Source organism: Burkholderia sp. Ap-955 (assembly GCF_011753045.1).
GTDB lineage: Bacteria > Pseudomonadota > Gammaproteobacteria > Burkholderiales > Burkholderiaceae > Burkholderia > Burkholderia lata_D.
In genome coordinates, this window is sequence record NZ_VWWH01000148.1 from 1 (window position 1) to 10,658 (window position 10,658).

Genomic DNA, 10,658 nt, shown 5'->3' on the forward strand with positions numbered 1-10,658 from the left:
CGCGGCGAGCCGTGCGCGCGCATCGTCCGGCAGGTCGGCCTCGGCGAGGCGCTCGGCCTGCAGCGACATCGCCGTGAGCGGCGAGCGCAGTTCGTGCGCGGCGTCGGCGACGAAGCGACGCTGCGCGGCGACCGACTGCGCGACGCGCGCCAGCATGCGGTTGATCGCGACGACGAATGGCCGTACCTCGACCGGCACGTGCTCGGCCGGCACCGGGCGCAGGTCGTGCTCGTCGCGGGCATCGATGCCGGCAGACAGCGCGGCCACCGGGCGGAACAGCTTGCGCACGAGATCGGCGACGAGCAGCAGCAGGATCGGGACGAGGATCAGCAGCGGCAACGCGGTGCGCCATGCGCTTTCGCGTGCGACATCGTCGCGCATGCCGGCCTCCTGCGCGACCGCGATGCGCTCGCCGTTCGCGAAGGTCCGGACCATCACGCGATACGTGCTGCCGCCGGCATCGACCGTATGCAGCCCGTCGGCGAGCGTCGGCGCCAGCGCGAGCGGCGGCGTGCCGTCGCGGCCCGGCTGCGGTGCACCACCGAGCGGTTGCACGATCACGCGCGACAGCTCGTCGCTTTCGCGTGCGGGCCCGGTGCCGTCGGCATGGAGCGATGACGCGTGCGCGCGGTCGAGCAGCGTCGCGACCTCGCGCAGCACGTCGTCCTGCAGTTCGTGCGCTTCGTCGAATGCCGATGAAAACGCGAACGCGGCCGCGGCCGTCGCGACGACCAGGATCGCGGCCGACAGCGCGACCGACAGGCGCAAGCCGATCGACTCGCTCAGGCGCTTCTTGAAACCATCCATCCCGCACCCCTGACGTTCTTGATCACCGTGCTGCCGAGCTTGCGGCGCAGCGAATGGATCAGGAATTCGACCGCATTGCTTTCGACTTCCTCGCCCCAGCCGTACAGGCGATCCTCGAGCTCGCGCCGCGACAGGATCGCGCCCGGGCGCACCAGCAGCGCGCGCAGCAGCGAGAATTCGCGATTCGACAGCGGCACCGGCGCGTGCCCGTCGATGGCGGCCTCGCGCGTCGCCGGGTCGAGCGACACGATCCCGTTGCTCAACAGCGGCGCGGCCGAACCGGCCCGGCGCCGGATCGCGACGCGAATCCGCGCGAGCAGCTCGGCCATCTCGAACGGCTTCACGATGTAGTCGTCGGCGCCGCCGTCGAGGCCTGCCAGTCGATCGTCGAGCCCATCGCGGGCGGTGACGATCAGCAGCGGCGCGCTGGCGTCCTTCGCACGGATGGCGGCCAGCACGTCGAGCCCGTCGCGGCCGGGCAGGCCGAGATCGAGCAGGACCAGGTCGTAGGGCTGCGCGGCGAACGCAGTCAACGCGCGCACGCCGTCGGTGACCCAGTCGGCGGCGTACGACGCGTCCTTCAGCGCGGCATGGACGGCGTCGCCGATCATCGGGTCGTCTTCGACGAGCAGTATCCGCATGCGTGTTCTCCGTCCCGTGCAAACGCCGCCAGCGTATGCGATTCCCGCACGGGCGTCACGTGTCGCGGCGTGCTGCGATCCTTATGTGCCGCTGAACCGGTCGAGCGCCGCGAGCAGGTCCTTCATCGCGGCGGCCGAATCGGCCTGGGTCGGATGGTCGGCACGCAGCGCGGAAAGCGCGCGGTCGATCGCCTGGTCGACGATGTGCCAGTCGGCGGCGGCGCGCGGCTTGAGGCCGGCTTCGGCCGAATCCCACGCGATCTCGAGATCCTTGATGCGCGTTTTCGCACCGGGCAGGTCGCCCTTGGTGACGAGCGTGTTCACGTCGACGGCGATCGTGCGGAACTGCGACAGGTCGCCGAGCTTCGATGCGTGGGCCGCTGCGGGCGATGCCGCGGCCGAGGCGGGTACCGGCGTTGCTGCGATTGCATCCTGCTGCTTCGAGCAGCCGGCGGCGGCGCTCAACAGGGCAATCGTGGCCGCGGTAACGGCGAGACGGGAAACGGGATGGGGGATGCGCATGGCGTGTCCTCGATTCGATGAACGGAAGGAAAAGGGCGTCATTCGGCGGTACCGGTACGCGTGCGCGGGCCGCTGCCGAACTGCGCGACGGCGACGAGCAGCACGATCACGGTCAGGAACAGCAGGCTCGTCCAGGCGGCGCCGAAGCCGAGCCCGCCATAGGTGCGGGCCTGCGTGAGCAGGTCGCCGAGCGATGCGCCGAACGGGCGCGTCAGGATGTACGCGATCCAGAACGCGAGCACCGCGTTGGCACCGAGCCGCCACATCACGAACACGGCCGCGATCAAACCGCCGAAGCACAGCGCGCCGAGCGTGAAGCCGAGCCCGAGCGCTTCGGTCGCGAGATCGCCCGCGGCGGTGCCCAGCGCGAACGTGCAGAGGATCGCGGCCCAGTAGAACAGCTCGCGCCGCGGCGTGACGATCGTGTCGATCGACAGGGTGCCTTCGACGCGATGCCACACGAAGAAGATCGCGGCGAGAGCGACGGCAAACGCGGCCGTGCTCGCATAGAGGCTGACGTTCAGGCCGTCGGTGAGCAGGTCGGTGATCTGCGTGCCGACGATGCTGACCAGCACCACCGTGAGCCAGTAGATCCATGGCACGTAGCGGCGCGTACGCAACTGCAGCCACAGCGCGATCGCGAGCAGCGACGCCATCGCGACGCGCGTGACGGTCTGGCCGAGCCCTGCGTTGACCGCGAGAAAGTCCGCGCCGGTTTCGCCGACCGTGGTCGACATGATCTTGATGATCCAGAACGACAGCGCGACGTCAGGCACCTTGTTCAGCCAGTGCGGCGTGCGATGGACGGGCAGGGATTGCATGCGATGCCTCCTTGGAAGTCGGGTGGTCGGCATGCAGTCTGAAACGGAAGACTTAGGCCAGCCATAGCGAGGCCGGCAGCGGGAAAAAAACGTCATTTCGACATTTCGACGAAATGTGTCGTCGGAACGTCGAAATTATCGGTCGTTTCGCATCATTCTTCGTCTTGGAACTGATTTTGCGCGTCCCTACACTGTGTTCATGGCTCAACGCCGTTCACAACACCAACCCATCCTCAGGAGATAAGCGCATGAAAATCGCCATCGTCGGCGCAGGTCTGATCGGCCACACCATTGCTCACATGCTGCGTGAAACGGGCGACTACGAAGTCGTCGCGTTCGACCGTGATGCGGATGCGCTTGCGAAGCTGTCGCGCGAAGGCATCGCGACGCAACGGGTCGATTCGGCCGATGCAAACGCGATTCGCGAAGCCGTGAAGGGCTTCGATGCGCTCGTCAACGCGCTGCCTTACTACCTCGCGGTCAACGTGGCCGCCGCCGCGAAGGCTGCCGGCGTCCACTACTTCGATCTGACCGAAGACGTGCGCGCGACCCACGCGATCCGCGAACTGGCCGAAGGCTCCGACCGTGCGTTCATGCCGCAGTGCGGCCTCGCGCCGGGTTTCATCGGTCTCGCCGCACACGAACTGGTGAACGGCTTCAGCGAAGTGCGCGACGTGAAGATGCGCGTCGGCGCGCTGCCCGAGTATCCGACCAACGCGCTGAAGTACAACCTGACGTGGAGCGTCGACGGCCTGATCAACGAATACTGCCAGCCGTGCGAAGCGATCCGCGACGGCCGCAAGCAGTGGGTGCAGCCGCTCGAAGGCCTCGAGCACTTCTCGCTCGACGGTACCGAATACGAAGCGTTCAACACGTCGGGCGGCCTCGGCACGCTGTGCGAGACGCTGTCGGGCAAGGTCGAGACGCTCGACTACAAGTCGGTGCGCTACCCGGGCCACCGTGATCTCGTGCAATTCCTGCTCGAAGACCTGCGCCTGTCGACCGACCGCGACACGCTGAAGTCGATCATGCGCCGCGCGGTGCCGTCGACGAAGCAGGACGTCGTGCTCGTGTTCATCACGGTGACGGGCGTGAAGGACGGCCAGCTGGTGCAGGACGTGTTCACGCGCAAGATCTTCGCGAAGGACGTGTGCGGGATGCACATGAGCGCGATCCAGATCACGACGGCCGGCGCGATGTGCGCGGTGCTGGATCTGTTCCGCGAAAAGAAGCTGCCGCAGAGCGGTTTCATCCCGCAGGAAAAGGTGTCGCTGAAGGCGTTCCTGTCGAACCGCTTCGGCAAGCTGTACGAAGGCGGCACGATGGAGCGCGTGCACGAAGTGGCCTGACCACCCGTCAGCCTCTGGCACGAGGGCCGTACGACGCCGGGAGCGCAGCAGCGCTTCCGGCGTTGTTTTTTGCGGGTGACGAAAAAGAGGAGCCGGTCAGGCCGGCAGCGGCGGGACGATCGTGGCCGCCGGCGGGGGCGGCGCGATGCGGTACAGCAAGGTATCGACGTCGGCGTCGGAGGGCGCGGTGTTGTCGAACATCACGATGCCGTCGCATTCGTGGCCGGTCGGCACGAAGCGGCGCTGCCGGTATTCGTCCCAGTGCGCGAGCTTGTATGCGTCGTTCGGGTTGCCGCGCGCGATGATCCGCTGATGCGCGACATCTTCCGACGTGTGGACCCAGACGACCGTCAGCTTGACGTCGGGCGCGATGCCGAGCCACGCGCGATCGAGAATGCGGCGATCGCGCACTTCGCGCGACAGCGGGCCGACCACGAGCGCGCCGATGCCGAGCGCGAGATTTTCACGGGCCGTGTCGAGCAGGCCCTGGTATTCGGGATCGCGCAGGTGCTTCAGGTAGAGCGGGCTGTCGCGGTCGTTCGGATTCTCGGTGAGCGCACCCATCGCGGCCGAGCTGTAGCGGCCGTACAGCGTGTCCTTGTCGAGCAGGCAGAAGGCCTCGCCGGTCGCGCGCATCAGCGGCCCGATGAGCCGCTTCGCGAGCGTGGTCTTGCCGGTGCCGGCGTGACCGCAGAAGAACACCAGATGCGTCACGAAGCCTTGCCTCCCGAGCGCGGGCCCGACGCGCCGTTGCGCTTGTCGCCGCGCGAGAAGACTTCCGCTTCCAGCCACATCGCGTTGATGATGCCGAAGCCGAGCGCCACGCCGATGCCGAGTATCCACGAGAAATACCACATGGGTCCGTCTCCTTGACGGTTGGGCCGCACGGCCGTGCGGCTGGGGGGGCGAAGTGTCCGGGTGCGCATGCTGCGGCGCACGCAGCCCGATCATGACCAATATCGCCGTGCCGCGCAAGACGGGCCGCCCGCGCAGCAAACCGGTAAACTGATGCGCAAACCGCAACGTCACGAACACCATGCTGATCGACTGTGCTGCATACCAGGACGGCCGCAAGCTGGCCGACATCGATATCGACGCCATCAGCGACTACGTGTCGAAGCCCGAGTGCTTCGTGTGGGTCGCGCTGAAGGATCCGACACCCGAGGAACTCGACCTGATGGGCGAGGAATTCGGGCTGCACGAACTGGCGCTCGAGGATGCCCGCAAGGGGCATCAGCGACCGAAGATCGAGGAGTACGGCGATTCGCTGTTCGCGGTGCTGCATACGGTCGAGCTGGACGACGACGATGAATTCAATGTCGGCGAGCTGAACGTGTTCGTCGGCCCGAACTACGTGCTGTCGATCCGCAACCATACCGAGCACGATTTTCGCGACGTGCGCAAGCGCTGCGAGCGCGAGCCGCATCTGCTCCAGGAAGGTTCGGCATTCGTGTTCTACGCGCTGATGGACCAGGTCGTCGACCGCTATTTCCCGATCCTCGAAACGCTCGGCACCGAACTCGAGCAACTCGAGGACCGCATCTTCGCGAAGGCCACGCCCGCCTCGTCGCGCGCGATCATCGAGGATCTCTATTCGCTGAAGCGCCGGCTCGTGATGCTGTACCAGCACACGGCGCCGCTGATCGAGCCGCTGGCGAAGCTCACCGGCGGGCGCATTCCGCAAATCTGCAGCGGCATGGAGCCGTACTTTCGCGACGTGTACGACCATCTGCAGCGGATCGTGAAGACGATCGAAGGGCGGCGCGAGATGGTGGTCACGGCGATCCAGGTCAACCTCGGGATGATCTCGCTGGCCGAGAACGAGGTGACGAAGCGGCTCGGCTCGTTCGCCGCGCTGTTCGCGATCCCGACGATGATCGCCGGCATCTACGGGATGAACTTCGCGAACATGCCCGAATTGCACCTGAAATACGGCTTCTACGGCTGTATCGCCGTGATGGTCGTGGCCGACTTCGCGCTATGGTGGCGATTCAAGCGGGCAGGGTGGCTGTAGTCTCGCTTCACGCGCGGGGCGGCGCGTGCTTGCCGACCACGACGCGCCACGGACGCACGCGCCACGATTTCACGAGGCCGTTCTGCACGTACGGATCGGCGCGCGCGAACGACTCGGCCGCCTCCGGCGAATCCCCTTCGAACACGAGCACGGCCTGATCGGCCGGGTCCGACAGCGCGCCGGCGAGCACGAGTTCGCCGCGCTCGGTCGCAGCCTGCGCAAGCGCGAGGTGCTGGGCGCGGAACGGTTCGCGACGGGACAGGTAATCGTCGACGAGATCGTAGGTCAACTGGTAATACATGGCGGCTCCGGGAAGAATCGCAGCGGCCGGTGCGTCGGCGCGCCGTCGGTCAGTCTGCTGCGGGCAGTATAGGGCGGGCAGGCGGACAGCGGTGACACGACGCGAACGGAGGCACGCGTCCGTGGCCATAAATGCAACTAACGGTCTGAGCGTCACCCGTCCTGAAATCCTGGCCGCAACGCGCCTTCCATGCAGCCAGGTCTACAGGCCGCGGGCGGGGGCATCCCTATGCCTTGTAGCCGATCGTGCGCAGCAGGTCCTTGCGCCAGCGGATGTCGTCGTCGTTTTCGACACCGAGCGGCCCAAAGCCGTCGACGACGCCGACGATCCCGCGTCCTTGCGCGGTTTCCGCGACGATCACCTCGGTCGGGTTCGCGGTCGCGCAATAGATCCGGCAGACTTCCGGCACCGCCTTGATCGCGTTGAGTACGTTGACCGGAAAGTATCCGTCGCCGAGGAACACGATGAACGCGTGACCGGCGCCGATCGCGCTGGCGTTGCGGCATGCAAGGTCGACGAGCGCGGCATCGGTGCCGGAGTGGCGCACCAGCCGCTTGCCCGACGCCTCGCAGAATGCGAGCCCGAAGCGGATGCCGGGCACGGTGCCGACCAGCGCCTCGTGGATGTCCTCGACGGACTTGATGAAATGCGACTGGCCGAGGATGAAGTTCATGGTCTCGGGCTTGTCGACGGCAACGGTTTGCAGTTGCAGCATGGCGGACCTCGTCTCGCGATGCGGCGCGTTCGCCGCAATGGGCTCTTCAAGCTTAATACGCGGCGTCCTGCGACGAAAGCCGCGAGGGCGGCCTATCCTTCGTTGTGTGTGGCGCGTGCGCTGCAGGACGGCAACGGAGGACGACATGGACGTGCGACAAGGCTTCGTCGACTGCGTGGGGCGCACGCCGCTGATTCGCCTGACGAAGCTCAGCGCCGAGACGGGCTGCGAGATCCTGGGCAAGGCGGAATTCATGAATCCGGGCGGGTCGGTGAAGGACCGCGCGGCACTTTACATCATCCTCGACGCCGAGCGGCGTGGCGTGCTGAAGCCCGGCGGCACCGTGGTCGAGGGCACGGCGGGCAACACCGGCATCGGTCTGGCGCATATCTGCGCGGCGCGCGGCTATCACTGCGTGATCGTGATTCCCGACACGCAATCGCCGGACAAGATGGCGATCCTGCGCACGCTCGGCGCCGAGGTGCGCCCGGTGCCGGCGGCGCCCTACCGTGACCCGAACAACTATCAGAAGATTGCCGGGCGGCTCGCGGACGAACTTGACAACGCGGTGTGGGCCAATCAGTTCGACAACGTCGTCAATCGCCAGGCGCACTACGAGACGACCGGGCCCGAGATCTGGCGCGATACGGCGGGCACGATCGATGCATTCGTGTGCGCGACCGGGACGGGCGGCACGCTGGCAGGCGTGAGCCGTTATCTGAAAGAGCAGAAACCGGACGTCCGGATCGTGCTGGCAGACCCGCACGGCAGCGGGCTCTACGGTTACGTGAAAACGGGCGACCTCGGCGCGGAAGGCAGCTCGATCACCGAAGGCATCGGGTCGACGCGCGTCACGATGAACCTTGCGGACACGCCGATCGACGACGCCGTGCGGATCGACGATCAGCAGTGCGTGACGATGGTCTACCGGTTACTGCGCGAGGAGGGGCTGTACGTGGGCGGATCGAGCGGCATCAACGTCGCGGCGGCGGTCTGGCTGGCCCGACGGATGGGCCCGGGGCACACGATCGTGACCTTGCTGTGCGACCGTGGCGACATCTATCGCGCGCGGCTGTTCAATCGGGAATGGCTGCGCGAAAAGGGACTCGACCCTGGGGACTGAACGCGTGAGTCGAGTCCGTGCAACGCGCGGGCGAGGCGAGGTTTTCCATCCGCCGGAATGCGACCTATGCTGAACGAATCCGGAGCGAACGCCGTTCGCCCGTTTCGCCCAGACGAGGTGTGCCATGCCTGTGTCAGCCACCCTGCAGGATTGCCTGCGTCAGAAGTCATCGCGGTACGAAGTGGTGTACCACCCCTATAGCCATACGAGCATGGAGACGGCCGCCGCCGCGCATATTCCCGGCGATCGCCTCGCGAAAACCGTGCTCCTCGAAGACGACGAAGGCTACGTCGCCGCCGTATTGCCGACCACGCACGCCGTGCGCCTGTCGGATCTCTGGGTGAAGACGGGACGCCATCTCGTGCTCGCCCGGGAGGTCGAGCTGCGCGAGCTGTTCAAGGATTGCGACATGGGCGCGTTGCCGCCGGTGTGCATGGCGTACGGCATGAAGACGTTTCTCGAGGAACGTCTCGCGCAGCAGCCGGAAGTCTATTTCGAGGCCGGCGACCACGAAGCACTGATCCACATGATGCAGGACGAATTCCTGATGCTGATGGAGACGGCCGAGCGCGCGCATTTCTCGCACAAGATGCAGGGCATGCACTCCTGACGCGCGCGGCGCAAGGGTGCTGGTCGATGCCCGGGTGACAGGGTCGAGTATCCGGGCAGGGGTCTTGTCGTTGCATAGTTAATTCGGTGTGCGAAGTTATTGTGATGGATTTTATTATGGAAATATCGACTTGAATGTTGAATCGCATTCCGAATTAACCGTTCGGATATCAGTGATGCGTCGGATGTTTCGAGGAAGCAGTGTCGGCTGGCGTGATGTGGCCGAGCAGCGCATCGCGTGACCGATGCGGACGTTGACGAGGGAAGGGCACGCACCATCCCGGCCGCTTTCATGGCGGCTGGTTTTGATGCGGGGCAGGAAATATGCCGATATGTATGTCGGAACAAATTAATATCCGTTTTCGCATATATCCATACAATTCAATTACCGTTTTTATAATAAATGTTTCACTTGTGCTTACCGGAATATTATTTGAATAAACCCTCCAAACTTTGTATTCGGGCATCAAATAAAGTTTGACGTCAAAATTTTTTCCTTGCTATCTTCTGCACCCAAGTGAACGGCGCCATTGACATCACCGTGTAACGAATGACCAATCGTCAGACGAAACACGAGGCGCCGCCCGCTCAGCTGACAATTGCCTGAACGTGCAGGCGCGTGGTTTTCCGGTTGTAAAGCCGGGCCGCGCCGGCCGGAACGATTCCGTGAAAAAGAATGAATTGGAATTCGAATGTAATTCTTTCAATTCGGATTGCTAATTGAATTTGAAATGAAATGTTCGGGTAGTTGCGGTGGCGATGCCGACCTGGCTTCGCCGCCGGCAGCGATCCGAAACTGGGCGAATCGCTTGGGGGATGGATGGTGGGCATGAAAGTCGAAGAACGTCTGGTTACGTCGAACAGCGGACTGGCTACGCTGGGCCGTCCGCGAGAGTTCGGCAAGAAGCAACAGAATCCGGTACGCCGGTTCGGCGGCATCGGAATCGTGCTGGTGCTGCATGCCGTGCTGATCTACGCGCTGCTCAACGGCCTCGCGACGAAAGTCGTGCAGGTGATCCAGCACCCGATCGAAACCCGCATCATCGAACCGATCAAGCCGCCGCCGCCACCGCCGATGCCCGTGGTCAAGCTCCCCCCGCCGAAATTCGCGCCGCCGCCGCCGCCGTTCGTCCCGCCGCCGGAAGTGCCGGTGCAGGCGCCGCCGCAGGCGACGATCACGCACCAGTCGGCCCCGGTACCGTCCGCGCCGGCCGTGCAGGCGCCGGTCGTGGCGCCGCCGGCCCCGGCCAAACCTGTCAGCCATGACGTAGGTGTGGTCTGCCCGAATTCGGACACGCTGCGTGCGTCGATCCAGTATCCCAAGGAAGCGCAGGAAAACAACATCACGGGCGACGTGACGATCGAGTTCGTCGTGGATGCGGAAGGGAACATCACGAACGAGCGCGTGGCGCAGTCGGCTGATCCGATCCTCGATCGTGCTGCCTTCAACACCGTGAAGCGCTTCAAGTGCGTCGCGCAGGGCCAGTCGGTACGGGTCCAGGTTCCGTTCTCGTTCAATCTGAATTGATGCAGTGGGCGGCCCGGCGCGATCCGGGCCGGAAAAACCATCTCGAACTGACGTATTAAGTTCACCGAAATAACTGGAGTGGGGTATGACGAAGCGTTCACTGGCCGCGCTGGCGGCAAGCATCCTGATGTCCGTCGCCGCAATCGACGGGTTCGTTGCACCGCAGCTCGCCCACGCGCAGGCAAGCGGCGCGGCCGGCACGTCGGCGCAGGCCGCGGCGCCGTCGGC

The 10,658-nt window shown here is 65.1% G+C and carries 14 protein-coding genes; 5 read left to right on the plus strand and 9 right to left on the minus strand.

All coding sequences use genetic code 11. The features are described 5' to 3' along the window. From F3J15_RS35740 to F3J15_RS35755, 4 genes are all read right to left on the minus strand, one after another. Positions 1 to 807 (minus strand): histidine kinase dimerization/phospho-acceptor domain-containing protein (locus F3J15_RS35740; RefSeq protein WP_275692416.1); only part of this gene is annotated, 807 nt, incomplete at its 3' end. Beyond that, complete coding sequence (locus F3J15_RS35745; protein ID WP_166897257.1) at positions 783 to 1,448, minus strand: response regulator transcription factor; 666 nt, start codon at positions 1,446 to 1,448, stop codon at positions 783 to 785. The genes F3J15_RS35745 and F3J15_RS35740, both read right to left, overlap by 25 nt. A gap of 81 nt (positions 1,449 to 1,529) precedes the next feature. Next, the gene (locus F3J15_RS35750; protein ID WP_166897260.1) at positions 1,530 to 1,970 is read right to left on the minus strand and encodes a hypothetical protein; all 441 of its coding nucleotides are present in this window, start codon (positions 1,968 to 1,970) and stop codon (positions 1,530 to 1,532) included. 38 nt (positions 1,971 to 2,008) lie between these two features. Further along, positions 2,009 to 2,791: a hypothetical protein gene (locus F3J15_RS35755; RefSeq protein ID WP_166897262.1), complete on the minus strand. Its 783-nt coding sequence runs from the start codon at positions 2,789 to 2,791 to the stop codon at positions 2,009 to 2,011. A gap of 248 nt (positions 2,792 to 3,039) precedes the next feature. On the opposite strand from F3J15_RS35755, the gene F3J15_RS35760 reads away from it, so the two are divergent. Then, positions 3,040 to 4,140, plus strand: coding sequence for a saccharopine dehydrogenase C-terminal domain-containing protein (locus F3J15_RS35760; protein ID WP_039357959.1), 1,101 nt, complete (start codon positions 3,040 to 3,042; stop codon positions 4,138 to 4,140). A 96-nt stretch (positions 4,141 to 4,236) separates the two neighbouring features. Here the strand turns inward: F3J15_RS35760 and F3J15_RS35765 are convergent, their stop codons facing one another. Next, complete coding sequence (locus F3J15_RS35765) at positions 4,237 to 4,854, minus strand: ATP-binding protein (RefSeq protein WP_089445705.1); 618 nt, start codon at positions 4,852 to 4,854, stop codon at positions 4,237 to 4,239. Then, positions 4,851 to 4,997: a cytochrome bd-I oxidase subunit CydX gene (gene cydX / locus F3J15_RS35770; RefSeq protein ID WP_089472869.1), complete on the minus strand. Its 147-nt coding sequence runs from the start codon at positions 4,995 to 4,997 to the stop codon at positions 4,851 to 4,853. The genes F3J15_RS35765 and cydX overlap by 4 nt, the downstream gene beginning before the upstream one ends. Before the next feature lie 179 nt (positions 4,998 to 5,176). Between cydX and corA the strand changes: the two genes are divergently transcribed. Continuing rightward, positions 5,177 to 6,154 (plus strand): magnesium/cobalt transporter CorA, encoded by a 978-nt coding sequence (corA, locus tag F3J15_RS35775; RefSeq protein WP_166897265.1) that lies wholly within the window; start codon positions 5,177 to 5,179, stop codon positions 6,152 to 6,154. A 7-nt stretch (positions 6,155 to 6,161) separates the two neighbouring features. Here corA and F3J15_RS35780 read toward each other — a convergent pair whose 3' ends face one another. Continuing rightward, on the minus strand, positions 6,162 to 6,455 hold the full coding sequence (locus F3J15_RS35780; RefSeq protein ID WP_166897268.1) for a YciI-like protein: 294 nt from the start codon (positions 6,453 to 6,455) through the stop codon (positions 6,162 to 6,164). A gap of 226 nt (positions 6,456 to 6,681) precedes the next feature. Then, complete coding sequence (locus tag F3J15_RS35785) at positions 6,682 to 7,170, minus strand: adenosine-specific kinase (RefSeq protein ID WP_205191133.1); 489 nt, start codon at positions 7,168 to 7,170, stop codon at positions 6,682 to 6,684. A 145-nt stretch (positions 7,171 to 7,315) separates the two neighbouring features. On the opposite strand from F3J15_RS35785, the gene F3J15_RS35790 reads away from it, so the two are divergent. Both F3J15_RS35790 and F3J15_RS35795 read left to right on the plus strand, forming a co-directional pair. Further along, a complete protein-coding gene (locus F3J15_RS35790; protein ID WP_166897279.1) occupies positions 7,316 to 8,293 on the plus strand; it encodes a cysteine synthase A in 978 nt (325 codons plus the stop codon). Between the two features lie 124 nt (positions 8,294 to 8,417). Next, a complete protein-coding gene (locus F3J15_RS35795) occupies positions 8,418 to 8,903 on the plus strand; it encodes a YbaK/EbsC family protein (protein ID WP_031401741.1) in 486 nt (161 codons plus the stop codon). A 587-nt stretch (positions 8,904 to 9,490) separates the two neighbouring features. Here the strand turns inward: F3J15_RS35795 and F3J15_RS35800 are convergent. Then, complete coding sequence (locus tag F3J15_RS35800) at positions 9,491 to 9,733, minus strand: hypothetical protein (protein WP_166897271.1); 243 nt, start codon at positions 9,731 to 9,733, stop codon at positions 9,491 to 9,493. Between F3J15_RS35800 and F3J15_RS35805 the strand changes: the two genes are divergently transcribed. Beyond that, positions 9,732 to 10,430, plus strand: coding sequence for an energy transducer TonB (locus F3J15_RS35805; RefSeq protein ID WP_166897274.1), 699 nt, complete (start codon positions 9,732 to 9,734; stop codon positions 10,428 to 10,430). The two genes, F3J15_RS35800 and F3J15_RS35805, sit on opposite strands and share 2 nt — an antisense overlap. The last annotated feature ends 228 nt before the right edge of the window (positions 10,431 to 10,658 follow it).